The organism is Pantoea sp. GABEPS69 (assembly GCF_045780835.1).
GTDB classification, from domain to species: Bacteria; Pseudomonadota; Gammaproteobacteria; order Enterobacterales; family Enterobacteriaceae; genus Pantoea; species Pantoea septica.
Genome location: NZ_CP118618.1, coordinates 2,445,997 through 2,471,775 on the forward strand (window position 1 = coordinate 2,445,997; position 25,779 = coordinate 2,471,775).

The 25,779-nt window shown below is 59.8% G+C and carries 23 protein-coding genes; 14 read left to right on the forward strand and 9 right to left on the reverse strand.

All coding sequences use genetic code 11. The annotated features are described in order from the left end of the window. Positions 1–148: 148 nt before the first annotated feature. The 4 genes from aqpZ to icd form a co-directional block, all read right to left on the reverse strand. A complete protein-coding gene (gene aqpZ, locus PVE98_RS12035) occupies positions 149–844 on the reverse strand; it encodes an aquaporin Z (protein ID WP_096072962.1) in 696 nt (231 codons plus the stop codon). Positions 845–1,258: 414 nt separating this feature from the next. Further along, the gene (locus PVE98_RS12040; RefSeq protein ID WP_096072961.1) at positions 1,259–1,996 is read right to left on the reverse strand and encodes a carbonic anhydrase; all 738 of its coding nucleotides are present in this window, start codon (positions 1,994–1,996) and stop codon (positions 1,259–1,261) included. Positions 1,997–2,189: 193 nt separating this feature from the next. Then, positions 2,190–2,609, reverse strand: coding sequence for a DUF1090 family protein (locus tag PVE98_RS12045; protein WP_096072960.1), 420 nt, complete (start codon positions 2,607–2,609; stop codon positions 2,190–2,192). A gap of 298 nt (positions 2,610–2,907) precedes the next feature. Next, positions 2,908–4,158, reverse strand: a complete 1,251-nt coding sequence (gene icd, locus PVE98_RS12050) for an NADP-dependent isocitrate dehydrogenase (protein ID WP_096072959.1) — start codon at positions 4,156–4,158, stop codon at positions 2,908–2,910. Positions 4,159–4,254: 96 nt separating this feature from the next. Between icd and rluE the strand changes: the two genes are divergently transcribed. From rluE to PVE98_RS12090, 8 genes are all read left to right on the forward strand, one after another. Then, complete coding sequence (gene rluE / locus PVE98_RS12055; RefSeq protein WP_096072958.1) at positions 4,255–4,923, forward strand: 23S rRNA pseudouridine(2457) synthase RluE; 669 nt, start codon at positions 4,255–4,257, stop codon at positions 4,921–4,923. A gap of 49 nt (positions 4,924–4,972) precedes the next feature. Beyond that, a complete protein-coding gene (locus PVE98_RS12060; RefSeq protein WP_033747870.1) occupies positions 4,973–5,446 on the forward strand; it encodes an NUDIX domain-containing protein in 474 nt (157 codons plus the stop codon). Between the two features lie 43 nt (positions 5,447–5,489). Further along, a complete protein-coding gene (gene mnmA, locus PVE98_RS12065; protein ID WP_096072957.1) occupies positions 5,490–6,602 on the forward strand; it encodes a tRNA 2-thiouridine(34) synthase MnmA in 1,113 nt (370 codons plus the stop codon). Between the two features lie 33 nt (positions 6,603–6,635). Beyond that, the gene (gene hflD / locus PVE98_RS12070) at positions 6,636–7,277 is read left to right on the forward strand and encodes a high frequency lysogenization protein HflD (RefSeq protein WP_033747876.1); all 642 of its coding nucleotides are present in this window, start codon (positions 6,636–6,638) and stop codon (positions 7,275–7,277) included. 42 nt (positions 7,278–7,319) lie between these two features. Next, entirely contained in the window at positions 7,320–8,690 is a 1,371-nt protein-coding gene (purB, locus tag PVE98_RS12075; RefSeq protein ID WP_096072956.1) for an adenylosuccinate lyase, read from the forward strand. Between the two features lie 103 nt (positions 8,691–8,793). After that, entirely contained in the window at positions 8,794–9,462 is a 669-nt protein-coding gene (gene phoP, locus PVE98_RS12080; RefSeq protein WP_033747880.1) for a two-component system response regulator PhoP, read from the forward strand. Further along, positions 9,462–10,922: a two-component system sensor histidine kinase PhoQ gene (gene phoQ, locus PVE98_RS12085; RefSeq protein ID WP_033747883.1), complete on the forward strand. Its 1,461-nt coding sequence runs from the start codon at positions 9,462–9,464 to the stop codon at positions 10,920–10,922. The genes phoP and phoQ overlap by 1 nt, the downstream gene beginning before the upstream one ends. A gap of 57 nt (positions 10,923–10,979) precedes the next feature. Next, a complete protein-coding gene (locus tag PVE98_RS12090) occupies positions 10,980–12,107 on the forward strand; it encodes a cupin domain-containing protein (protein WP_033747886.1) in 1,128 nt (375 codons plus the stop codon). A gap of 99 nt (positions 12,108–12,206) precedes the next feature. On the opposite strand, the gene pepT is transcribed toward PVE98_RS12090, so the two are convergent. Then, complete coding sequence (gene pepT / locus PVE98_RS12095) at positions 12,207–13,436, reverse strand: peptidase T (RefSeq protein ID WP_033747889.1); 1,230 nt, start codon at positions 13,434–13,436, stop codon at positions 12,207–12,209. Between the two features lie 293 nt (positions 13,437–13,729). Here pepT and potA point away from each other — a divergent pair, with 293 nt between their 5' ends. Genes potA through potD form a run of 4 tightly spaced genes read left to right on the forward strand, consistent with a single transcriptional unit; the run spans position 13,730 to position 17,513 of the window. Next, positions 13,730–14,845 carry a spermidine/putrescine ABC transporter ATP-binding protein PotA gene (gene potA, locus PVE98_RS12100; protein WP_096072955.1) on the forward strand — a complete coding sequence of 372 codons (1,116 nt, stop codon included), beginning with the start codon at positions 13,730–13,732 and terminating at the stop codon, positions 14,843–14,845. Continuing rightward, a complete protein-coding gene (potB, locus tag PVE98_RS12105) occupies positions 14,829–15,689 on the forward strand; it encodes a spermidine/putrescine ABC transporter permease PotB (protein ID WP_033747893.1) in 861 nt (286 codons plus the stop codon). The genes potA and potB overlap by 17 nt, the downstream gene beginning before the upstream one ends. Continuing rightward, positions 15,686–16,459 (forward strand): spermidine/putrescine ABC transporter permease PotC, encoded by a 774-nt coding sequence (gene potC / locus PVE98_RS12110; protein ID WP_048785231.1) that lies wholly within the window; start codon positions 15,686–15,688, stop codon positions 16,457–16,459. Before potB ends, potC begins: the two co-directional genes overlap by 4 nt. A 10-nt stretch (positions 16,460–16,469) precedes the next feature. Further along, a complete protein-coding gene (potD, locus tag PVE98_RS12115; protein WP_033747899.1) occupies positions 16,470–17,513 on the forward strand; it encodes a spermidine/putrescine ABC transporter substrate-binding protein PotD in 1,044 nt (347 codons plus the stop codon). Between the two features lie 196 nt (positions 17,514–17,709). Here potD and cobB read toward each other — a convergent pair whose 3' ends face one another. The 4 genes from cobB to lolC form a co-directional block, all read right to left on the reverse strand. After that, positions 17,710–18,543: a Sir2 family NAD+-dependent deacetylase gene (gene cobB / locus PVE98_RS12120; protein ID WP_096072954.1), complete on the reverse strand. Its 834-nt coding sequence runs from the start codon at positions 18,541–18,543 to the stop codon at positions 17,710–17,712. Between the two features lie 91 nt (positions 18,544–18,634). Next, positions 18,635–19,879, reverse strand: a complete 1,245-nt coding sequence (gene lolE / locus PVE98_RS12125) for a lipoprotein-releasing ABC transporter permease subunit LolE (protein WP_096072953.1) — start codon at positions 19,877–19,879, stop codon at positions 18,635–18,637. Continuing rightward, a complete protein-coding gene (gene lolD / locus PVE98_RS12130) occupies positions 19,879–20,583 on the reverse strand; it encodes a lipoprotein-releasing ABC transporter ATP-binding protein LolD (protein ID WP_033747905.1) in 705 nt (234 codons plus the stop codon). Before lolD ends, lolE begins: the two co-directional genes overlap by 1 nt. After that, positions 20,576–21,775: a lipoprotein-releasing ABC transporter permease subunit LolC gene (gene lolC, locus PVE98_RS12135; protein WP_096072952.1), complete on the reverse strand. Its 1,200-nt coding sequence runs from the start codon at positions 21,773–21,775 to the stop codon at positions 20,576–20,578. The genes lolD and lolC overlap by 8 nt, the downstream gene beginning before the upstream one ends. Positions 21,776–21,997: 222 nt before the next feature. Here lolC and PVE98_RS12140 point away from each other — a divergent pair, with 222 nt between their 5' ends. Both PVE98_RS12140 and mfd read left to right on the forward strand, forming a co-directional pair. Continuing rightward, on the forward strand, positions 21,998–22,207 hold the full coding sequence (locus tag PVE98_RS12140; RefSeq protein WP_033747909.1) for a hypothetical protein: 210 nt from the start codon (positions 21,998–22,000) through the stop codon (positions 22,205–22,207). Between the two features lie 102 nt (positions 22,208–22,309). Further along, positions 22,310–25,753: a transcription-repair coupling factor gene (mfd, locus tag PVE98_RS12145; RefSeq protein WP_033747911.1), complete on the forward strand. Its 3,444-nt coding sequence runs from the start codon at positions 22,310–22,312 to the stop codon at positions 25,751–25,753. Positions 25,754–25,779: the final 26 nt, after the last annotated feature.

A 25,779-nucleotide genomic window follows, 5' to 3' on the forward strand; every position in this document is an offset into this window, starting at 1 on the left:
CCGCTTATTCTGTTATTGAGTGGCGCTTAATCGCCGCATTTTTCTGGTTTTTTAGCAGCAATAATTAATGCCCTTTTCCGCTACCTTTACCCGATAAAAAACCTCGCCGGATAGCGAGGTTTTGGCAAAGTGTTAAGCAGAGTGAAAATTAATCTTTACTCTGCAGCAGGAAACGGTAAATAAGCCCGCCGAGACAGCCGCCGACAATCGGCACCAGCCAGAAGAGCCAAAGCTGCTGCAGCGCCCAGGTTCCCTGAAAAAGCGCAACCGCCGTACTGCGCGCCGGGTTGACCGACGTATTGGTCACCGGGATGCTGATCAGGTGAATCAGCGTCAGCGCCAGACCAATCGCGACAGGCGCAAAGCCCGCCCGCGCTTTTTTATCGGTCGCGCCGTGGATAACGATCAGGAAGAACGCGGTCAGCACCAGTTCGATAATAACGGCTGACTGCAGAGAATAGCCGCCCGGCGAATGCTCGCCAAAGCCATTTGAGGCGAAGCCGCTGGCGGTGGCGTCGAAGCCCGCTTTGCCGCTGGCGATAAGATAAAGAACGCCGGCCGCCGCCATACCGCCGATAACCTGCGCGATAATATAAGGCACAACGCCTTTCGCGCTAAAGCGGCCGCCCGCCCACAGCCCCAGCGTGACCGCAGGATTGAAATGGCCGCCGGAGATATGCCCGACTGCATAGGCCATAGTTAACACCGTCAGACCAAATGCGAGCGCCACGCCGGCGAATCCGATGCCTAATTGCGGATAGGCCGCGGCGAGCACCGCGCTTCCGCAGCCGCCGAATACCAGCCAGAACGTGCCGAAAAATTCAGCCGCAGTTTTTTTTAACATCATTTACCCCTGGTTTCTTGCAACGTTAATGGCGGGCATAAATTTCCAGCCCGCCAGCATGAATAAAGGATTAATCCTGACTAACTTTTGCGATTAAATAATGCCTGCCAGTCTTCGCTTTCCGCTGTTTCCTCGCAGCCCTGAAAATCGACAAAAAAATACCCTGAATAAACAGGGTAAGTTTTCAAAAGCCAAAAATACAAAGATTACATTTTGATGAGGTTGTTTGAGCCGGGTCACTTAACAACACACGCCGCTAATAATAGCCTTCTCGAGGTTTTATTTTATGATCTCAATCAACTTTCGCCGGCCCTGCTTTTCTCTGTTCTTCTCAAATGAGAAGATTAGTTGCAGGCGCGTAATTAATTATTCGTTGCATGGCAAAAAAGCTTATAAAGCGGGAAGGACAGCGCGTTATTCCACAATTAACCGTCCATGCAAAGGCTGTAGCGGCCGGTTATTACTCGTCTTCAGCGCCTGACGGAAAGCGTCCAGCTGCGCCTCAGACAGCGTGACGGGCTGTTTCATTATCAGCCAGCGCAGCCCTTCGCTGCATGGCGGCGTAGTAAGCGAGCCGCTGAAGCGATAATAGTGCAGGTCGGAGGGAAAGAGCGGACGCAGGTTCACCTGTTTGTCGACGGCCACGGTGTGATTTAACTGCGGCGGGATCGCGGCCAGAATCGGATTAAGCGCCGGATTCTCTTTGCCAATATCAAACATGACTGCCACTACCGCCAGCTCCCCTGCCGCATTGCTATGAACGAAATGCGCCTCCAGCGGAAAGCTGCGTCCCTCTATCTGGTTCTCGCTGGGGGTATGAAAGTGATACTGCTTCAGCTGAAAGACCTCGCCATCGAGCATGAAATCATCTTCGTCATCAACGCTGACCTGTATGGTGTGGCCATTGTTCACCAGCGTTTCGGCAGAGGTGTGAAACTCCAGTCCCAGCGGCGGCAGCTTGCCGTCGATGGCGTTTTTAATATCGATCGGCGACTGAAACTTGCCGTTGTGGCAGGTCTGATAATCTGCCGCCAGCTCGCCCCAGTGTGCCGGCCCCGCTTTGCCCTCGTAGCTCCAGTGCGGCGCCGAGGCGCAGGCGGTGCCGATCGCGCTGAGCGCCATTAATAGCGCCGCCAGTCTCTCTCTTTTCATTGTGTTCTCCCTTCATCGTTAAACATCATTGTCGCCGGGCGATGTTATTCCCGCCCCTGTTGCCGCAACAAGGCGCTTATGTGCGCTGTTGCGTTAAAGAGAGTCCAGAATGACGACAGCGCGGCGCAAGGTTAATCCGCATAAAAAAGGCCCACATCAGTGAGCCTGCCTCAGCCATTATCAGGCCGGACGATTAATTGAGCCGCGCGGCGTCAGCCTGCGCCTGGGCTAATTCACTCTTTGCCGATTCCACCTTTAATTTTTTCTCTTCTACCTTGTGCGTTTTTTTAGAAATTTTATCCAGCCGTCCGTCTGCTTTCGCCTCTTCCAGCTCCTGCTGCGCTTCCTGCAGCTCAAGCTCCGCCTTTTTCACCTTTCGCTGCTGCTTGTTGACATCCTGATTCGCTCGCTGCGCCTGGCGATCTTCGGTGCAATAGGTTTTCACCTTATCCCGCGCAATATTAAGCCGGGAGAGCTCTGCGCTGTTGTTATATTTTTTAGCCTGCTCGATTTTAGTATTCAGGGCGGAAAGTTGATCGCTGCAGGAATCGGTAGCCGCAACAGCGAACAGCGGCGCGGCCGCAAAAAAAAATACAGCCATTTTCTTTTTCATATATAAGTTAACTCCTTGTTAAAACGCATATATGGGTTTATCCGTCGTCACTATAACCTGGTTCTCACGATAAAAAGCAACGTCCGGCATGAATAAAAAAAAGAGGGGAAAATAAAAAAACAGATTAATGCCTGACTGAGACTATTTATTCCGCGGCGCGCAGGCAATCGCGCATGGCTTTTACAAAGCGGCAGACGCAAGAAAAAGACACGTTTAGTTAAAAACAGGGAAAGGCATCAGGGAAAAGCGCGGTGAGGAAAAACTCCGATCGCTGCAGAGGCGATCGGAGAGAGGCAGATTACATATTTTCGATGATAGCGTCGCCGAACTCTGAACATTTCAGCAGTTTAGCGCCTTCCATCAGACGTTCGAAGTCATAGGTCACGGTTTTGTTAGCGATCGCGCCTTCCACACCTTTAACGATCAGGTCGGCCGCTTCGAACCACTGCAGGTGACGCAGCATCATCTCTGCGGAAAGAATAACGGAACCCGGGTTCACTTTATCCTGACCGGCATATTTCGGCGCGGTGCCGTGGGTCGCTTCGAACAGCGCGCATTCGTCGCCGATGTTCGCGCCCGGTGCGATACCGATGCCGCCAACCTGCGCCGCCAGGGCGTCGGAGATGTAGTCGCCGTTCAGGTTCATACAGGCGATAACGTCATACTCCGCCGGACGCAGCAGGATCTGCTGCAGGAACGCATCGGCAATCACATCTTTCACGATGATATCTTTGCCGGTGTTCGGGTTCTTAATCTTCATCCACGGGCCGCCGTCCACCAGCTCAGCGCCGAATTCTTCTTTCGCCAGCTGGTAGCCCCAGTCTTTGAACGCGCCTTCGGTGAACTTCATGATGTTGCCTTTGTGCACCAGCGTCAGCGAGTCGCGGTCGTTAGTGATCGCATACTCAATCGCTGCGCGCACCAGACGTTTGGTGCCCTCTTCCGAACACGGCTTCACGCCGATGCCGCAATCCTGCGGGAAGCGGATTTTCTTCACGCCCATTTCTTCGCGCAGGAACTTGATCACTTTGTCCGCTTCGGCAGAACCGGCTTTCCACTCGATACCGGCGTAGATATCTTCTGAGTTCTCACGGAAGATCACCATGTCGGTATCTTCAGGACGTTTCACCGGGCTCGGCGTGCCTTTGTAATAGCGAACCGGACGCAGGCAAACGTAGAGGTCGAGCTCCTGACGCAGCGCCACGTTCAGAGAACGGATGCCGCCGCCAACCGGCGTCGTCAGCGGGCCTTTAATGGCGACGCGATACTCTTTGATCAGGTCGAGAGTTTCCTGCGGCAGCCAGACATCCTGGCCGTAGAGCTCTACCGATTTCTCGCCGGTGTAGATCTCCATCCAGGAGATTTTGCGCTCGCCGTTGTAGGCTTTTTTCACCGCAGCGTCGACGACTTTCAGCATCACCGGAGAAACGTCAACGCCGATGCCGTCGCCTTCAATGTAAGGAATGATCGGGTTATTCGGCACATTGAGCTTGCCCTGATCCAGGGTGATTTTCTGACCTTCCGCCGGAACAACTACTTTGCTTTCCATTAACCTCTCCTGGGCGTTTTGTTAATAAATTGTAAGATGTGGGGTCATGATACTTGAATATTTACGCCGCGCCAATCGTCACTGTTTCGCGTTATAATGCGCCGATTGTCACCGACTGCAAAGCTCATGCGAAAAAGTTCTCAGCAAATTCACCAGCATAAACGCCCTGACCGCGCGCCACGCGGCGCTCAGCGCAAACCGCCGCGCGCGCGTGGACCGCGACGCGTCATATTATTTAACAAACCATTCGATGTTCTGCCACAGTTTAGCGACGAAGCTGGCCGCCAGACGCTGAAGGATTTTATCCCGGTCGCCGACGTCTATGCCGCCGGTCGTCTGGACCGCGACAGCGAAGGCCTGATGGTGCTGACCAACGACGGCGCGCTGCAGGCGGCGCTGACGCAGCCCGGCAAGCGCACCGGCAAAATCTACTACGTTCAGGTCGAAGGCGAGCCGCAGGAAGCGGATCTTGCGGCGCTGCGCAGTGGCGTTAATCTGAAAGATGGCCCTACGCTGCCCGCAGGGGTCGAAAAGGTCGAGGCGCCCGCCTGGCTATGGCCGCGCCAGCCGCCGATTCGCGAACGCAAAGCGATTCCGACCAGCTGGCTGAAGGTGACGCTCTACGAGGGCCGCAACCGCCAGGTGCGCCGCATGACGGCGCATATCGGCCACCCTACTCTGCGCCTGATTCGCTATGCGATGGGCGACTATCGGCTCGACGCTTTAGCGCCGGGCGAGTGGCGCGACATCACCGATTCGGCGTAAGCACCGCCGCGTTTTTCGATAACGTCAGGTTAACAATCCCGGAGGATCGATGTTTAAACCTCATGTCACCGTCGCCTGCATTGTGCAGGCCGAAGGCGAACTGTTAGTGGTGGAAGAGCGGGTAAAGGGCCGCGCCACCTGGAATCAGCCCGCCGGTCATCTCGAAGCGGACGAAACGCTGCTGGAGGCGGCGCGGCGCGAGTTGCGCGAAGAGACCGGCCTTGAGTGCGCGCTCGACTATTTTCTCGGCGTCCAGCAGTGGATCGCGCCGGACAATACGCCTTTCGTGCGTTTTTTGTTTGGCGTCGACCTGCCGGAAAAGCGCGCGACCGCGCCGCAGGACAGCGATATCGACCGCTGCTGGTGGCTTGCGCCTGAGCAGATTATCGCTGCAGATAACCTGCGTTCGCCGCTGGTCGCCGAAAGCGTCAGGCTGTGGCAACAGGGCGCGCGCTATCCGCTGCATCTGATCGCGCCGTTCCAGTGGCCGTTTCGCGAGGGTGCGCGCCACGCCGACGCGTGATAGAATATGCCGCCTGTTTTTTTATCGTAATCAAGAGTGCGTCATGTCTGACAACAGCCAGAAAAAAGTGATCGTCGGTATGTCCGGCGGCGTCGATTCTTCCGTTTCCGCCTGGCTCCTGCAGCAGCAGGGCTATCAGGTAGAAGGCCTGTTCATGAAGAACTGGGAGGAAGACGACGGCGAGGAGTATTGCACTGCCGCGGACGATCTGGCGGACGCGCAGGCGGTGTGCGACAAACTCGGCATCAAGCTGCATAAAATCAACTTTGCCGCAGAGTACTGGGACAACGTCTTCGAGCACTTCCTTGAAGAGTACAAAGCGGGCCGCACGCCCAATCCCGATATTCTCTGCAACAAAGAGATCAAATTCAAAGCCTTCCTGGAGTTCGCGGCGGACGATCTCGGCGCAGACTACATCGCCACCGGCCACTACGTGCGCCGCGCGGACGTCGACGGCAAAAGCCAGCTGCTGCGCGGCCTCGACGGCAACAAGGATCAGAGCTACTTCCTTTACACGCTGAGCCACCAGCAGATCGCCCAGAGCCTGTTCCCGGTCGGCGAGCTGGAGAAGCCGGAGGTGCGCCGCATCGCCGAGCAGCTCGATCTCGTCACCGCGAAGAAAAAAGACTCCACCGGCATCTGCTTTATCGGCGAACGCAAGTTCCGCGACTTCCTCGGCCGCTATCTGCCGGCGCAGCCGGGCGCGATTGAAACCGTGGACGGCCAGGTAATCGGCGAGCATCAGGGCCTGATGTATCACACGCTGGGCCAGCGCAAAGGGCTGGGCATCGGCGGGCTGAAAGAGAGCAACGACGATCCCTGGTACGTGGTGGATAAAGACGTAGCGCGCAACCGCCTGATCGTGGCGCAGGGCGCCGATCATCCGCGCCTGATGTCGGTGGGCCTGATCGCCCAGCAGCTGCACTGGGTCGATCGCCAGCCAATCGCTGCCCCGCTGCGCTGCACGGTGAAAACCCGCTATCGCCAGACGGATATTCCCTGCGACATCGTACCGCGCGGCGACGATCGCATCGAAGTGCGCTTCGACGCGCCGGTCGCGGCGGTGACCCCTGGCCAGTCCGCCGTGTTCTATCTCGGCGACGTGTGCCTTGGCGGCGGCATTATCGAAGAGCGCCTGCCGCTGAGCGCAGGCTAAGTCGGCCTGGCTGACGCGTAGACAGGAGTAACCGTGGCTAAAAATTATTACGATATTACGCTGGCGCTGGCGGGCATCTGCCAGTCGGCGCATCTGGTTCAGCAGCTGGCGCATCAGGGCCAGTGCCAGCCGGACGCGCTTAACGTCTCGCTGCGCAGCGTGATTGATCTCAACCCCGGCTCGACGCTGGCGGTGTTCGGCAATGACGAGGCTAACCTGCGCCTCGGGCTGGAAACGCTGATGGCGGTGCTCAACAGCAGCAGCCGTCAGGGCATGGGCGCGGAGCTGACGCGCTATACGCTGAGCATGATGGTGCTGGAGCGTAAGCTGAGCGGCAACAAAAGCGCGCTCGACACCCTGGCGCAGCGCATCGGCCAGCTCGATCGCCAGCTGGCGCACTATGAGCTTGGCTCGGAAACCATCACCAGCGCCATGGCGGCGATCTATGTCGACGTCGTCAGCCCGCTCGGCCCGCGCATTCAGGTTACCGGCTCGCCGGCTGTGCTGCAGAATCCGCTGCTGCAGAGCAAAGTGCGCGCTACGCTGCTGGCGGGCATTCGCGCCGCCGTGCTGTGGCAGCAGGTCGGCGGCGGCCGCTTTCAGCTGATGTTGTCGCGCCAGCGTTTGCTGCGCGAAGCGAAAACCATTTTATCCCGGCTCTCTCCGGCTTATTAAGCCGGCGAAGTCCATACTGTTAACGATTCAGGAGTTGCACTGATGGAATTATCCTCTCTGACCGCCGTCTCACCCGTCGATGGTCGTTACGGCGATAAAGTCAGCCCGCTGCGCGCTATTTTCAGCGAATACGGTTTGCTGAAGTTCCGCGTCGAGGTTGAAGTACGCTGGTTACAAAAACTGGCGTCCACCGCAGAGATCAAGGAAGTTCCTGCATTTGACGCTGACGCAAACGCTTTCCTCGATACAATCGTCGCTAATTTCAGCGAAGAGGATGCGGCGCGCATCAAAACCATTGAGCGCACCACCAACCACGACGTAAAAGCGGTCGAATATTTTCTCAAAGAGAAAGTCGAAAGCGTGCCGGCGCTGCACGCGGTGTCGGAATTCATCCACTTCGCCTGCACCTCCGAAGATATCAACAACCTGTCGCACGCGCTGATGCTGGAAAGCGCGCGCCGCGACGTGATCCTGCCCTACTGGCAGCAGATCATCGACGCGGTTAAGCGCCTGGCGCATGAATACCGCGATATTCCCCTGCTGTCGCGCACCCACGGCCAGCCGGCCACGCCCTCTACCATGGGCAAAGAGATGGCGAACGTCGCCTACCGCATGGAGCGTCAGCAGCGCCAGCTGAGCAAAATCGAGATTCTGGGCAAGATCAACGGCGCGGTGGGCAACTACAACGCCCATATCGCCGCCTATCCGGAAGTGGACTGGCACCAGCTGAGCGAGCAGTTTGTCACCTCGCTGGGCATTACCTGGAACCCCTACACCACCCAGATCGAGCCGCACGACTATATCGCCGAGCTGTTTGACTGCATGGCGCGCTTCAACACCATCCTGATCGACTTCGATCGCGATATCTGGGGCTACGTCGCGCTCAACCACTTCAAACAAAAAACCATCGCGGGCGAAATCGGCTCCTCCACCATGCCGCACAAGGTCAACCCGATCGATTTCGAAAACTCCGAAGGCAATCTGGGCCTGGCGAACGCGGTGATGCAGCATCTGGCGAGCAAGCTGCCGGTTTCGCGCTGGCAGCGCGACCTCACCGACTCAACGGTACTGCGCAACCTCGGCGTCGGCGTCGGCTACGCGCTGATCGCCTATCAGGCGACGCTGAAAGGCATTTCCAAGCTGGAAGTGAACCGCGAGCGTCTGCTGGACGAGCTGGATCATAACTGGGAAGTGCTGGCGGAGCCGATCCAGACCGTGATGCGCCGCTACGGCATCGAGAAGCCGTACGAGAAGCTGAAAGAGCTGACGCGCGGCAAACGTGTCGACGCGGCGGGCATGCAGACCTTTATCGACAGCCTCGCGCTGCCGGAAGAGGAAAAAGCGCGCCTGAAGCAGATGACGCCGGCTAACTATCTCGGCCGCGCCGTGCAGATGGTCGACGATCTGAAATAAGCGCAGACGCAGGCGGGCCGGACCCGCCTGCGTTAAGCTATTGTTTAGATGTTTTTGCGTATACTTTATCTTTACTTAAATGCTCTGAGAGTAAGGAAAAGCCATGCGTGTTTTGGTTGTGGAAGATAATGCTCTGCTGCGCCATCATCTTGCCGTTCAACTGCGCGAGATGGGCCATCAGGTAGACGCCGCAGAGGACGCAAAGGAAGCCGACTATTTTTTACAGGAGCATCTGCCCGATATCGCGCTGGTCGATCTGGGCCTGCCGGATGAAGACGGCATGTCGCTGATCCGCCGCTGGCGCGGCCAGTCGGTGCGGCAGCCGATTCTGGTGCTCACCGCGCGCGAAGGCTGGCAGGCCAAAGTCGAAGCGCTGGAAGCGGGCGCCGACGACTACGTCACCAAACCTTTTCATATTGAAGAAGTGGCCGCGCGCCTGCAGGCGCTGATGCGCCGCAACAGCGGGCACGCCTCGCAAATCATCGACATGGCGCCGTTTCAGGTCGATCTCTCGCGTCGCGAGCTGACTATCCACGACCAGCCGGTCAAGCTGACCGCCTTTGAGTACACCATCGTCGAAACGCTGATCCGCAACGCGGGCAAAGTGGTGAGCAAAGACTCCCTGATGCTGCAGCTCTATCCCGACGCCGAACTGCGCGAAAGCCATACTATCGACGTGCTGATGGGCCGACTGCGTAAAAAAATTCAGGCGCTGCATGCGGATGAAGTGATCACCACCGTACGCGGTCAGGGATACCGCTTCGATCTCTGATGGGCTGGTTTCAACGCTACCGTCCGCTGTCGCTACGCGCCCGCTTTTTGCTGGCCTGTTCCGCTATCGTGCTGTTTCTCTCACTTTCTTACGGCATGGTGGCGGTGATCGGCTACGTGGTCAGCTTCGATAAGAATACCTATCGCGTGATGCGCGGCGAAAGCAATCTCTTCTTTACGCTGGCGCAGTGGCAAAATAACCGCCTGACCATCGCGCAACCAGAGCGCATGACGCTTAACTTCCCGACGCTGGTATTCATCTACGACGAACAGGGTAAGCTGCTGTGGCAGCAGCGCGACGTGCCGGAGATCCGCGCCAAAATTCAGCATGAGTGGCTACTGAAGCCCGACTTCTACGAAATCGACACCAGCAATCGCACCAGCGCCATGGCGATTGGCAACGATCTGTCGGCGCAGAAGCGGCTGCATGCCATCGATAACGACAGTAACGACACCTTTACCCACTCCGTCGCGGTCAACCGCTATGACGCCACCACCAACCTGCCTGCGCTGACCATCGTGGTGGTGGATTCGATACCGCAGGAGCTGCAGCATTCGGACGTGGTGTGGTCCTGGTTCAGCTACGTGCTGGCCGCCAACCTGATTCTGGTGATCCCGCTGCTGTGGCTGGCGGCGCACTGGAGCCTGCGCCCGATCGGCCATCTCGCCACGCAGATACGCGAACTGGAAACCAGCCAGCGTGAGAATCTCGACGATGCCCCGCCGCAGGAGTTGCGCAGTCTGGTGCGCAATCTTAACCTGCTGCTGAGCAACGAACGTCAGCGCTATACGCGCTACCGCACCACCCTTTCCGATCTGACGCACAGCCTGAAAACGCCGCTGGCGGTGCTGCAAAGCACGCTGCGCTCGCTGCGCAACGGCAAGGATCTCACCATTGAGCAGGCCGAGCCGGTGATGCTGGAGCAGATCAGCCGTATTTCGCAGCAGATCGGCTACTACCTGCACCGCGCCAGCATGCAGGCGGACCACAATCCGCTGCTGCGCGACCTGCATCCAGTGTCGGCGCTGCTCGACAGCCTCTGTTCGGCGCTGAATAAAGTTTATCAGCACAAAGGCGTGGAGATTACGCTGGACGTTTCGCCGGAGGTGACCTTTATCGGCGATAAAAACGACTTTATGGAGGTGCTGGGCAACGTGCTGGACAACGCCTGCAAATATTGCCTGGAGTTTATCGAGGTGAGCGCGCGGCAGACCGATCAGGCGCTGCATCTGTTTATCGACGACGACGGCCCCGGCATTCCCGAAAGCAAGCGCGATCTCGTCTTTGTGCGCGGCCAGCGCGCCGATACGCTGCGACCCGGTCAGGGGTTGGGCCTGGCGGTAGCGCTCGATATTCTGGAGCAGTATGAGGGCCAGATTATCGCCACATCCAGCCCGCTGGGCGGCGCGCGTATGGAAGTGATCTTCCGCCGCCAGGAAGTCGAACATCGCCGCGAGTAGAAAGGCGCGCGGGCTGTTATACTTGGCAGCATTTACAGCCCTGCATGGAACCCCTCTATGGACTATCAGCTCGATCTTAACTGGCCCGACTTTATTCAGCGCTACTGGCAAAAACGCCCGGTGCTGCTGAAGCGCGGTTTTAAAAACTTTGTCGATCCCATTTCTCCTGACGAGCTGGCCGGACTGGCGATGGAAAACGAGGTGGACAGCCGTCTGGTCAGCCATAACGACGGCAAGTGGCAGGTGAGCCACGGTCCCTTCGAGAGCTACGATCATCTGGGCGAAAACAACTGGTCGCTGCTGGTGCAGGCGGTGAACCACTGGCATGAGCCTTCTGCGGCGCTGATGCGCCCGTTCCGCTTTTTGCCTGACTGGCGCATCGACGATCTGATGATTTCGTTCGCCGTGCCGGGCGGCGGCGTCGGTCCGCACTTCGATCAGTACGACGTGTTTATTATTCAGGGCACCGGCCGTCGTCGCTGGCGCGTCGGCGAGAAAGTGCCGATGAAGCAGCACTGCCCGCACCCTGACCTGCTGCAGGTCGAGCCGTTCGACGCCATTATCGATGAAGAGATGGAGCCGGGCGATATTCTCTATATTCCGCCGGGATTCCCGCACGAAGGCTATTCGCTGGAGAACGCCATCAACTACTCTGTCGGCTTCCGCGCGCCGAGCGGCCGCGAGCTGATCAGCGGCTTCGCCGATTACGTGCTGGCGCGCGAGCTGGGCAGCTATCGCTACAGCGATCCTGACGTGCCCGCGCGCGACTGCCCGTCGCAGATCCTGCCGCAGGAGATTGAAGGCATTCGCAAGGTGATGCTCGACGTGATCGACCAGCCGGAGCATTTCGCCAGCTGGTTCGGGGAGTTCATCTCCCAGTCGCGTCATGAGCTGGACGTCGCGCCGCCGGAGCCGCCCTATCAGCCCGATGAGATTTATGATGCGCTGCAGCAGGGCGATACGCTGTCGCGTCTTGGCGGCCTGCGCGTGCTGACCATTGGCGAGGCGGTGTTTGTCAACGGCGAGCGCGTCGAATGTTCGCAGCCGGAGGTGCTGACGGCGCTGGCGCACCGCCATACGCTAAGCCTGGAGGATTTTGGCGAGGCGCTGGACGATCCGTCGCTGCTGGCGCAGCTTGCCGCGCTGGTGAACGCCGGATACTGGTACTTTGGTGACGCTGAGTAATAGAAAACAAAACGCTCCCTGTCGGGAGCGTTAAAGTATGCAACAAGGGGCTAACGCAGGTTATTGCGCTGCCTGTAAGTTCTGGATGCAGTACGCGCTTTACCCCTTTTTCTCCGCCGCCAGCTCCGCCAGCCGTACAATCACATCCACCGACTGCGCCATAATATTGAGCGAGGCGAACTCGTGCTTGCCGTGGTAGTTATAGCCGCCGGTAAAGATATTCGGGCACGGCAGTCCTTTCCACGACAGCGCGGAACCGTCAGTGCCGCCGCGAATCGGCTTCACCTTCGGCTCGATGCCGCAGTCGCGCATCGCCTGCAGCGCCAGCTCGATAATATGCGGATGCGGTTCCACCTTCTCGCGCATATTGCGATAGCTGTTGCTGATCTCCACCGTGACGGAGCAGTCTTTATGCAGCCCGGCGTTAATGCGCTCGGCAATCGCCGTCAGCACCTGCTTGCGCTGTTCAAACGCGTCTGTATCGAAATCGCGAATAATGTACTGCAGCTCGGCGTGCTCAACGGTGCCCTTGATCTGATGCAGATGGTAAAAGCCCTCGTAGCCGTCGGTAAACTGCGGACGCTCTTTCGCCGGCACGTCGGCATGAAACGCCGTCGCCACGTCGAGCGCGTTCACCATCACCCCTTTCGCCGAGCCGGGGTGCACGTTATTGCCGACGATCTTCACCACTGCTGAGGCCGCGTTGAAGTTCTCATATTCGAACTCGCCGAGATCGCTGCCGTCGATGGTGTAGGCCCAGTCGGCGGCGAAACCCTCGACGTCGAAGTGCGAGGTGCCGCGCCCAATCTCTTCATCCGGGGTAAAGGCGACGCGAATGGCGCCGTGCGGAATATCGCTTTTGGCGAGGCGCGCCATCGCCGTCATGATCTCGGCGATGCCCGCCTTGTCGTCGGCGCCGAGCAGCGTCTTGCCGTCGGTGGTGATCAGGGTATGGCCAATCAGCTTATGCAGGATCGGGAACATCACCGGCGACAGCACCTCTTCGCCCGTGCCGAGCGCGATATCGCCACCGCGGTAGTTCTCAATAATCTGCGGGTTCACATTCTTCGCGGTAAAATCGGGCGACGTATCCATATGCGAAATAAACCCGATCACCGGCGTCGGCCAGTCGACGTTGGCGGGCAGCGTGCCCATTACGCAGCAGTGATCGCTGAGCGAGACGTCGATAAAACCGAGCGCAATCAGCTCTTCCTGCAGCTTGCGCGCCAGCGTCCACTGCCCTTCGCTGCTGGGCACCTGACGCGCCTGCGGTTTTGCCTGCGTCTCTACCGCCACGTAACTTAAAAAACGTTCAAGTAACTGATCCATATGCCATCCTTCAAAAGAAGCCGACCATCATTATCAACAGTCGCGTCCGACGCATGTTGCGTCACATCATTATCTGACAGGTTAACCCGCGCGGCGCGTTTGCAGAAGGAACTTTTAACATAGTTGTTAACATCTGTGGTCAGGATAGCGGATCGCAGCCCGATCGCCTCTTTTCACCGCCAAAACATGGCATTGCCACATTTTTCAGGTATCATCGCGCCCTCTCGCTGGCTGGCCGACGCAAACGGCTATGCTGTAACCTGTTCGACCCTATTACCGACTGAGTGACTAAAATGACGCAAACACGCGCGCAGCAGGCGCTGGTTACGCTTTCTGGCATCAGTAAAGCTTTCGACGGCAAGTCGATTATCAGCGACTTCAACCTGACCATCGACCATGGCGAATTCATCACCCTGCTCGGTCCGTCGGGCTGCGGCAAAACCACCATTCTGCGGCTGATCGCCGGGCTGGAAGAGGTCGACAGCGGCCGCGTGATGCTGGATGACAGCGATATCACCGATACGCCCGCCGAACATCGCCACGTTAACACCGTCTTTCAGAGCTACGCGCTCTTCCCGCACATGTCGGTGTTTGAAAACGTCGCCTTCGGCCTGCGCATGCAGAAAACCCCGAATACGGAGATCGCCGCGCGCGTCAGCGAGGCGCTGGCGATGGTGCAGCTGGAGAGCTTCGCCGATCGCCGCCCGCATCAGCTTTCCGGCGGTCAGCAGCAGCGCGTCGCCATCGCGCGCGCGGTGGTGAACCGCCCCAAAGTGCTGCTGCTCGACGAATCGCTTTCGGCGCTCGACTACAAGCTGCGCAAGCAGATGCAGAACGAGCTGAAGGCGCTGCAGCGCAAGCTCGGCATCACCTTTGTGTTCGTGACCCACGACCAGGAAGAGGCGCTCACCATGTCCGACCGCATCGTGGTAATGCGCGACGGCAAGATTGAGCAGGACGGCACGCCGCGCGAAATTTACGAAGAGCCGAAGAACCTGTTCGTGGCGCGCTTTATCGGCGAGATCAACGTATTTGACGCCGACGTTCTCGACGCCAGCGCCGCGCCGCGCGTGCGCGCCCGCGTAGAGGGCCGCGAATGCGATATTCACTGCACCTTCCCGGTCAGCGTCGGCGATCGCCTGCATGTGCTGCTGCGTCCGGAAGATCTGCGCGTCGACGAGGTGCACAGCGACCAGGCGGTAGAAGGCCTGATCGGCTACGTGCGCGAGCGCAACTACAAAGGTATGACGCTGGAATCGACCGTCGAGCTGGAAAACGGCAAGCTGGTGACGGTCAGCGAATTCTTTAACGAGGACGATCCCGACTTCGATCACTCCCTTAATCAAAAGATGGCGGTGAACTGGGTTCCCAGCTGGGAGGTGGTGCTGCCCTATGAAGCTGATGCGTAACCGTTTCCAGAAAGGCGTCACGGCGCTGATCGTCGGCTGGCTGGCGCTTTTCGTGCTGCTGCCGAACCTGATGATCTTCGTCACCAGCTTTCTGACGCGCGACGATGCGCACTTCGTTCGCATGGCGTTTACCCTCAGCAACTATACGCGGCTGCTCGATCCGCTCTATGGCGAAGTGCTGCTGCATTCGCTCAATATGGCGGTTATCGCCACGCTCTGCTGCCTGCTGCTGGGCTATCCCTTCGCCTGGTGCCTGACGAAGCTGCCGGCGCGCCTGCGGCCGCTGATGCTGTTTCTGCTGATCGTGCCCTTCTGGACCAATTCCCTGATCCGCATTTACGGGCTGAAAATCTTTCTCAGCACGCGCGGCTGGCTGAACGACTTTCTGCTGTGGCTTGGCGTTATCGAGACGCCGTTTCGCATTATGTATACGCCGCAGGCGGTGGTGCTCGGCCTGATCTACATTCTGCTGCCCTTTATGGTGCTGCCGCTCTACTCCAGCCTGGAAAAGCTGGATCGCGCCTGCCTTGAAGCGGCGCGCGACCTCGGCGCCAGCAAAACGCAGACCTTTTTCCGCATTATTCTGCCGCTGACCATGCCGGGCATCGTCGCAGGCTGTTTGCTGGTGCTGATCCCGGCGATGGGGCTGTTCTACGTGGCGGACCTGATGGGCGGCGCGAAGAACCTGCTGATCGGCAACGTCATCAAGAGCCAGTTCCTCAACATCCGCGACTGGCCGTTCGGCGCGGCGACCAGCATCGTGATGACGCTGCTGATGGGGCTGATGCTGCTGTTTTACTGGCGCGCCGCGCGCCTGCTGAATAAAAAGGTGGAGCTGGAATGATCGCGCGCCTGCTACGCGGCGGCTTTATGGCCGCGATTTACGCCTGGTTTTATATCCCTATCGCCATTCTGATCGTTAACTCGTTCAACGCCTCGCGCTTCGGCATCAACTGGCAGGGCTTCAGCACCCAGTGGTACAGCCTGCTGGTGAATAACGACAGCCTGATTCAGGCGGCCCAGCATTCGCTGATGATGGGCGTGCTTTCTGCCAGCTGCGCGACGCTGATCGGCTCGCTCACCGCCGTGGCGCTCTACCGCTACCGCTTTCGCGGCAAGCCCTTCGTCAGCGGCATGCTGTTCGTGGTGATGATGTCGCCCGATATCGTGATGGCGATCTCCCTGCTGGTGCTGTTTATGCTGCTCGGCATTTCGCTCGGCTTCTGGTCGCTGCTCTTTTCGCACATCACTTTTTGTCTGCCCTTTGTGGTGATTACCGTCTACTCGCGGCTGAAGGGTTTTGACGTGCGCATGCTGGAGGCGGCGAAGGATCTGGGCGCCAGCGAGACCACCATTTTACGTAAAATTATTCTGCCGCTGGCGATGCCGGCGGTGGCGGCGGGCTGGCTGCTGAGCTTTACCCTGTCGATGGACGACGTGGTGGTCTCCTCGTTCGTCACCGGGCCGACCTTTGAGATCCTGCCGCTGAAGATCTATTCGATGGTGAAAGTCGGCGTCTCGCCGGAGGTGAACGCGCTGGCGACCATTTTGCTGCTGCTGTCGCTGCTGTTGGTCGGCATCAGCCAGCTGTTGCTCCGTGATAAAACCAAATAGAGGATTGATGATGAAGAGATGGTCTCACTGGCTGGCGGCTGGGGCGCTGGCGCTGGGCATGCAGGGCGCGCAGGCTGACGACGGCAACACGCTCTACTTCTATAACTGGACCGAATATGTGCCGCCGGGGCTGCTGGAGCAGTTCACCAAAGAGACCGGCATCAAGGTGATTTACTCGACCTACGAGTCCAACGAGAGCATGTACGCCAAGCTGAAGACCTGGAAAGACGGCGCCTACGATCTGGTGGTGCCCTCGACCTACTTCGTGGCGAAGATGCGTAACGAAGGCATGCTGCAGAAGATCGACAAGGCGCAGCTGAGCAACTTCCACAATCTCGACCCGAATCTGCTGAATAAGCCGTTCGATCCCAATAACGACTATTCGATCCCCTATATCTGGGGCGCGACGGCGATCGGCGTCAATACCGACGCGGTGGACGCAAAGTCGGTGCAGAGCTGGGCCGATCTGTGGAAGCCGGAGTATAAGCAGAGCCTGCTGCTGACCGACGACGCGCGCGAGGTGTTCCAGATGGCGCTGCGCAAGCTGGGTCTCTCCGGCAATACGCGCGATCCCAAAGAGATTAACGCCGCCTATGAAGAGTTGAAGAAGCTGATGCCGAACGTGCTCGCCTTTAACTCCGATAACCCCGGCAACCCTTATATGGAAGGGGAAGTGAATCTCGGCATGATCTGGAACGGTTCCGCCTATGTGGCGCGTCAGGCGGGCACGCCGCTGGAGGTGGTCTGGCCGAAAGAAGGCGGCATTTTCTGGATGGATAATCTGGCGATCCCGGCCAACGCGAAAAATAAGGCGGGCGCGCTCAAGCTGATCAACTTCCTGCTACGTCCCGACGTGGCGGCGAAGGTGGCGGAAACCATCGGCTACCCGACGCCGAACCTGGCCGCGAAGGCGCTGCTGCCCAAAGCGGTGGCGAGCGATCCGTCGCTCTATCCTTCCGCCGAGGTGATTAAGAATGGCGAATGGCAGAACGACGTCGGCGACGCCAGCGTGCAGTATGAGACGCTGTTCCAGAAGCTAAAGGCGGGTCGATAATAAAAAGGCAGGGCGCAGGGATTGTCGCCTGACAGCCACGCCAGAGCTTAACAGCGGGTGACTGAGACCGAAGAGCAAAGCGTCCCGCGACAAGGATGTCGCGGGCCGAGCCGGCAGGGATGCCGCTTTTGCGTCTTTGCGATCGGGCCCAGTCACCCGCTGTGAGCACCTGTCCCACAGCAGCTTTTCACTGCACTTACTTATACAAACTGCGCAAAAACCCATCCACAAACTGCGGCACTTCCTGGCTCGCCAGCCCGTAGTGGCGCTCGGCGAACTCATTGCCCACCTGGCTCGGCTCCAGATTCAGCTCCACCGTATGCGCGCCCTGCAGTTTGGCTTCATGCACGAAGCCCGCCGCCGGATAGACATGCCCTGAGGTGCCGATAGCGATAAAAAGATCCGCCTGCTCCAGCGCATGGTAAATCTCCTCCATACCGATCGGCATCTCGCCAAACCACACCACATGCGGGCGCAGCGGCGCAGGAAACTGGCAGCAGGTGCAGCGATCGTCGGTGGTGAGATCGCCGCTCCATGCAATCACCTGTCCGCTGCCGGTGCAGCGCACTTTCAGCAGCTCGCCGTGCATATGCAGCACGCGACTGTTGCCCGCGCGCTCATGCAGGTTGTCGATATTCTGCGTCACCAGCAAAAAGTTATCGCCCAGCACCTGCTCCAGCTCGGCCAGCGCCTTGTGCGCGGCGTTGGGCTGGATCTCGCTGGACTGCAGCGCGCGGCGGCGCGCGTTATAAAAACGCTGCACCAGCTCGGGATCGCGACGATAGCCCTCCGGCGTCGCCACATCCTCTACGCGATGCTCTTCCCACAGGCCATCGGCGGCGCGAAACGTCTGGATGCCCGACTCGGCCGAAATGCCCGCGCCGGTCAATACCACCACGAACGGCTGCGGATGGGCCGCCAGCTCCGCCTGGCGATCGCGCTCGAAAATACGCTGGCGAAAACGCTGCTGCACCTTGCGGCGGGTCTTCTTATAGCGGGCGAGGCGCAAGCGTCGACGCGGTGTGCGCATAAAAACTCCTTATGGGCGACGTCGGGTCGCCGCCAGAACTCTCAAGTGTAGCGGCCGCGTATGACAGCGCGATGCCGCCGTTTTCGCCGGGTTACTGCCCGCTCAGCACGCGCGCCGGATCGATGCGGCTGGCGCGCCGCGCCGGATACCAGCTCGCCAGCAGGCTCAGCACAATGGCCGTCAGTAGCACGGAGCCGACGTCGAGCCAGTGCAGCTCCGAGGGCAGAAAATCGATAAAGTAGATATCGCCCGCGAGCAAATGATGGCCGGTCAGCGATTCCAGCCCGCGCACCAGGGGGGTGAGATTAAGCGCCACCAGCACGCCGATGATCACGCCGCTGACGCTGCCGAGCAGTCCGGCCAGCAGGCCGTACCAGATAAAGATGGCGCGGATCAGCCCATCTTTCGCGCCCAGCGTGCGCAGCACCGCAATGTCGCTGCTCTTATCCTTCACCGCCATCACCAGCGTCGAAACGATATTAAAACAGGCTACGCCAATCACCAGCACCATCGCCAGATACATAATGGCGCGGATCATCTGAATATCGCGGTACATATAGCCAAAGGTGCCAATCCAGCTGCGAATATAGACGTAGCCGTGGGTCGCCTCGCCCGCGTCGCGCACCAGCTTCACCGCCTGAAAGGGATCCTGCATCTTCAGGGCGATACCCGTGACACTGTCACCCATATCGAGGTAGTTTTGCGCGTCCGCCAGCGGCACCAGCGCCAGACTGTGGTCCAGCATGCCGCTCAGCTGCAGAATACCGCTCACCTGCAGGCGAATGCGTTTCGGCTGCAGCAGCTTCGTGCCGCCGTCATTGTTGGGGATCAGGATCGTAATCCAGCTGCCCTGCTTGACGTTCAGCGTGCGGGCGATGCCGCCGCCTAAAATAATCTGCTGCTTGCCAGCGGCGAAGGTTTTCCAGCCGTCGCCTTCAACAAACTGCGGCAGCGCGCTAAGACGCGGCTCCTGCGCCGGATCGACCCCTTTCACCTGCAGCGCCTGCAGCTTTGCGCCGCTCTCGATCAGCCCGGTGAAGTTCACGTAGGGCGCGGCGGCGGCGATGCCGGGCACCTGCTCTACCGGCGCAATCAGCGACTGCCAGTTGCGGAACGGCTGATTCACTGCTTCGATCTCGCCGTGCGGCACTACCGCAAGAATGCGGTTGTTCAGCTCGCGCTCGAAGCCGTTCATGGCGCTCAGGCCGATGATCAGCACCGCCACGCCCAGCGCGATACCGAGGGTGGAAATAATCGAAATCAGCGACACCATGCCGCCGCCGCGGCGGCCGCGGCTGAAGCGCAGCCCTAACAACAGGGATAACGACGAACCCATCAGAGCGCTCCTGCTAAGGTCACCTGCTCGCTTAACTGACCGTCGCGCATCTCCATCTGACGCGACAGGCGCTTCGCCAGATGCAGATCGTGCGTCACCACCAGAAAGGCGGTGCCCTGACGGACATTCAGCTCGCCCAGCAGCTCAAAAATCGCGTCGGCGTTGCGCGCGTCGAGGTTGCCGGTCGGCTCATCCGCCATCACCAGACGCGGCCGGTTCACCAGCGCGCGGGCGATAGAGACGCGCTGGCGCTCGCCGCCCGACAGCTCTGACGGACGATGATGCGCGCGCTTCTCCAGCCCCACCGCCGCCAGCATTTCGCGGGCGCGCTGCTGCGCCTCCGCCTTGCCGACTTTGCCGATCAGCAGCGGCATCGCCACGTTTTCCAGCGCGTTGAAGTCGGGCAGCAGATGATGGAACTGGTAGATAAAGCCCAGCTCGCGGTTGCGCAGCGACGCTTTGGCGGAAGAGGACATGGCGTTCAGCGACTGGCCGTCAAACACCACGTCGCCGGAGGTCGGCGCGTCCAGGCCGCCCAGCAGATGCAGCAGCGTACTTTTGCCGGAGCCGGAGCTGCCGACAATCGCCACCAGCTCGCCGGGCTGCAGGCTAAAGGTGACGTTGCGCAGCACGTCAGTCTGCACGCTGCCTTCCTGATAGCGTTTGCACAGCTCGCGGCACTGCAACAAAGGGGTGTTACTCATAACGTAAAGCCTCAGCGGGTTGAACGGCGGCGGCGCGCCAGGAGGGATAGAGCGTCGACAGCAGCGCGACGGCCATCGCCGTGACGGCGATGGTCACCACCTGCCAGAAATTGATGTCGACCGGCAGCGCCGCGCCATCTAAAAACAGGCCGATAACCGGCATCAGATTATTGAGCTGGCTGGCCAGCAGCACGCCCAGCAGCGTGCCGAGCAGCGCGCCGATAATCCCGGCGCTGGCGCCCTGCACCATAAAGACCGCGACAATCTGCCGGCGCGTTAGTCCCTGGGTTTGCAGGATCGCCACCTCGCCCTGCTTCTCCATGATCAGCAGGCCGAGCGAGGTAATGATATTAAAGGCGGCGACGGCGACGATCAGGCTCAGCAGCAGCCCCATCATGTTTTTCTCCATGCGCACCGCCTGGAACAGGTCGCCTTTGCGCTCGCGCCAGTCTTTCCACACCAGTCCGGCAGGCAGCGCCTGCTGGCTCAGCGCATCCACCGCCAGCGGTTTATCCAGCCACAGACGCCAGCCGGTGACGTTGCCCGCCGGATAGCGCATCAGGCGCGAGGCGTCCTGCTGGTTGACCAGAATCTGATAGCCGTCCACCTCGCTGTTGGCGGCGTAAGTCCCCGCCACGGTGAAGAGGCGCTGGCTCGGCACGCGGCCCATCGGGGTAAACTGGCTGACCGACGGCACCATCAGGCGCAGCTCGTCACCGCGCTTGACGCCGAGCTGCGTCGCCAGCTGTTCGCCGAGGATGACGTTGTACTGGCCCGACTGCAGCACGCTTTGCGACGTATTGACCAGATACGGCGTGAGCGGATCTTTTTCGTCAGGCTGAATGCCGAGCATCACGCCGACCGACACGTTATGCGCGCTCTGCAATACCACGTCGGCGGTGGTGAGCGGCGCCATGCGGCTGACGCCCGCTAGCTTAAGGCTCGCCGCGGGCTGCTGCTGCGGGTTGATGCTGCCCTTCTCGCTGGTGACCAGCGCCTGCGGCATCAGGCCGAGAATATTGCCCTCCAGCTCGCGTTCAAAGCCGTTCATCACCGACAGTACGGTGACCAGGGCCAGCACGCCGAGCGTGATGCCGATAGTGGAGAGCCAGGAAACGAAGCGACCAAAGCGATCCGATGCTCGCCCGCGCATATAGCGCAGGCCGATAAATAGCGCGACAGGTTGATACATGTATTCCGTCTTGGCAGTTGCCTGAAAGTAGACTAGTGATGATAAAGGAGGCGTTCGGTTTATGAAACCTCTAACCCTCTGAGTACGCGGCAAAGTGTGGCCGATTTTTGCCAAAAAGAAATCCCGGCGCTCCCGTCTGTACGTTTAATCGCCTGCCGTCCGGGTAGGCTACACTATAAGGTGGAGTCAGCAACGTGCTCCTGAGGCGCTGGAGGAAACACCATGTTCAAATATCCCAAAGGCAGCATTGTGAAACACAAATCGGGAGAGATAAAAGGCGAGATTGTTAACGTTTTTGAACAGGGAGACGCGCCCACCGGCTACTACGTCAAGTGGGACGACGGCAACCACAGCTACCATCTGGAAATGGAGTTGAGCTGGGCGAACGTCGATCGTCCGCGCATGCACTACACCCAACCATCCGCTAAATAACTCGGCCACCGCGCAAAGGAAAAACCGTCGCAGCAGGTGATCGCCAGGGCGTAATGTGGAATCATGACGCCCTGGAAAAAATGGAGAGAACCACAAGATCCCATGTCCGAACAGACCCGCTATGCCCTGCCCGTAAAATCCGGCGATCGTCGCCAGCTCGGTCAGCTGATCGGCGCCGCGCACGCGGTGGAGTGCGCCAGCATTACCGAGCGCCACGCCGGCCCGGTGCTGATGATCACCCCCGATATGCAAACCGCGCTGCGCCTGCTGGATGAAATCCGCCAGTTCACCGATCTTCCCGTCAGCCATCTCGCCGACTGGGAAACGCTGCCCTACGACAGCTTCTCGCCGCATCAGGACATTATTTCGGCGCGTCTGTCGACGCTGTATCAGCTGCCGACTATGACGCGCGGCATGCTGATTATGCCGGTGAACACCCTGATGCAGCGCGTCTGTCCGCATCCTTTTTTGCACGGCCACGCGCTGGTGATGAAGCAGGGACAGAAGCTGTCGCGCGATCGCCTGCGCGATCAGCTGGAACAGGCGGGCTATCGTCACGTCGACCAGGTGATGGAGCATGGCGAATACGCCACGCGCGGCGCGCTGCTCGATCTCTTTCCAATGGGCAGCGATCAGCCCTACCGCATCGACTTTTTCGACGACGAGATCGACAGCCTGCGGCTGTTTGACGTCGACAGCCAGCGTACGCTGGAAGCGGTGCCGGCGATTAATCTGCTGCCAGCCCATGAGTTCCCTACCGACAAAGCGGCGATCGAGCTGTTCCGCACCCGCTGGCGCGAGCTGTTCGACGTGCGCCGCGAACCGGAGCATATCTATCAGCAGGTGAGCAAAGGCACCCTGCCCGCCGGCATCGAATACTGGCAGCCGCTCTTCTTCGAGCAGGCGCTGCCGACGCTGTTCAGCTATCTGCCCGACAATACGCTGGTGGTGAACTGCGGCGATCTTAACGGCAGCGCGGAACGTTTCTGGCAGGACGTAGAGGCGCGCTATGAAAATCGCCGCGTCGACCCGATGCGCCCGCTGCTGACGCCGACCACGCTCTGGCTGCGGCCGGATGAGTTGCTGGGCGAGCTCAACCGCTGGCCGCGCATGCAGATGACCAACGAGACGCTGCCGGAGAAAGCGGGCAACACTAATCTCGGCTACCAGCCGCTGCCCGATATCGCCGTGCAGGCGCAGGCCAAAGCGCCGCTCGATCCGCTGCGCCAGTTTCTCGACGACTTCAGCGGCCAGGTCACCTTCTCGGTCGAGAGCGAAGGCCGCCGCGAAAGCCTGCAGGAGCTGCTGGCGCGCATTAAGCTGCGTCCGCAGACGGTGCGGCGCTTCGATGAGGCGAACAGCGAGCGCTATACCCTGATGATCGGCGCCAGCGAGCGCGGCTTTGTCGATACGCAGCGCGACCGCGCCCTGATCTGCGAAAGCGATCTGCTGGGCGAACGCGTTAGCCGACGCCGCCAGGATACGCGCCGCACCATCAACCCCGATATTCTGATCCGCAACCTGGCCGAGCTGACGCCCGGGCAGCCGGTGGTGCATCTGGAGCACGGCGTCGGACGCTATATCGGCCTGACCACGCTGGAAGCGGGCGGCATCATGGCGGAGTATCTGATGCTCTCCTACGCCAACGACGCCAAGCTCTACGTGCCGGTCTCCTCGCTGCATCTCATCAGCCGCTACGCCGGCGGCGCGGATGAAAACGCGCCGCTGCACAAGCTGGGCAGCGACGCCTGGACGCGCGCGCGGCAGAAAGCGGCGGAGAAAGTGCGCGACGTCGCCGCCGAGCTGCTGGATATCTACGCTCAGCGCGCGGCGAAAGCGGGCTACGCCTTTAAGCACGATCGCGAGCAGTATCAGCTCTTCTGTGAGAGCTTCCCGTTTGAAACCACGCCGGATCAGGCGCAGGCGATCAACGCGGTGCTGAGCGATATGTGCCAGCCGCTGGCGATGGATCGTCTGGTGTGCGGCGATGTCGGCTTCGGCAAAACTGAAGTGGCGATGCGCGCCGCTTTCCTTGCGGTAGAGAACCATAAACAGGTGGCGGTGCTGGTGCCGACCACGCTGCTGGCGCAGCAGCACTACGACAACTTCCGCGACCGCTTCGCCAACTGGCCGGTGCGCATCGAGATGCTGTCGCGCTTCCGCAGCGCCAAAGAGCAGACGCAGGTGCTGCAGGCGGCGAGCGAGGGCAAGATCGATATCCTGATCGGCACCCACAAGCTGCTGATGAGCGATCTTAAATGGCACGACTTAGGGCTGCTGATTGTCGATGAAGAGCACCGCTTCGGCGTGCGCCACAAAGAGCGTATCAAGGCGATGCGCGCCGACGTCGATATCCTGACGCTCACCGCGACGCCGATCCCGCGCACCCTGAACATGGCGATGAGCGGCATGCGCGACCTGTCGATTATCGCCACGCCGCCGGCGCGCCGCCTGGCGGTGAAGACGTTCGTGCGCGAGTACGACGCGCTGGTGGTGCGCGAGGCGATCCTGCGCGAAGTGCTGCGCGGCGGTCAGGTTTACTACCTCTACAACGACGTCGAGAATATCGAAAAGGCGGCGCAGCGACTGACGGAGCTGGTGCCAGAGGCGCGTATCGCCATCGGCCACGGCCAGATGCGCGAGCGCGACCTTGAGCGGGTGATGAACGACTTCCATCACCAGCGTTTCAACGTGCTGGTCTGCACCACCATTATTGAGACCGGCATCGATATCCCGACCGCCAACACCATTATCATCGAGCGCGCCGACCACTTCGGCCTGGCGCAGCTGCATCAGCTACGCGGCCGCGTCGGGCGTTCGCACCATCAGGCCTACGCCTGGCTGCTGACGCCGCACCCTAAAGCGATGACCAGCGACGCGCAGAAGCGCCTGGAGGCGATCGCCTCACTGGAGGATCTGGGCGCGGGATTTGCGCTGGCGACGCACGACCTGGAGATCCGCGGTGCGGGCGAGTTGCTCGGCGAGGAGCAGAGCGGCCAGATGGAGACGCTGGGCTTCTCGCTCTATATGGAGCTGCTGGAGAACGCGGTAGATGCGCTGAAGGCGGGACGCGAGCCGTCGCTGGAGGATCTCACCAGCAATCAGACCGAAATCGAGCTGCGCATGCCTGCCCTGCTGCCGGAGGAGTTTATTCCCGACGTCAATACCCGCCTGTCGCTCTACAAGCGCATCGCCAGCGCCGACAGCGAAGAGGAGCTGCAGGAGCTGAAGGTGGAGATGATCGACCGCTTCGGCGTGCTGCCGGACGCGGCGCGCAATCTGCTGGATATCGCCACGCTGCGGCTGGTGGCGCGCAGTCTCGGCATTCGCAAGATCGAGGTGAGCGACAAAGGCGGCTTCTTCGACTTTGCGCCGCAGAACAGCGTTGACCCTGGCTGGCTGATTAGCCTGCTGCAGAAAGATCCGCAGCAGTGGAAACTCGATGGCCCGACCCGACTGCGCTTTACGCGCGATCTGGCCGAGCGCAAGCTGCGTATGGAGTGGGTGCAGAACTTTATGGCGCAGCTGCGCGAAAACCGCATTTAGCGATGCGACAACGTCTCCCGCAAGCG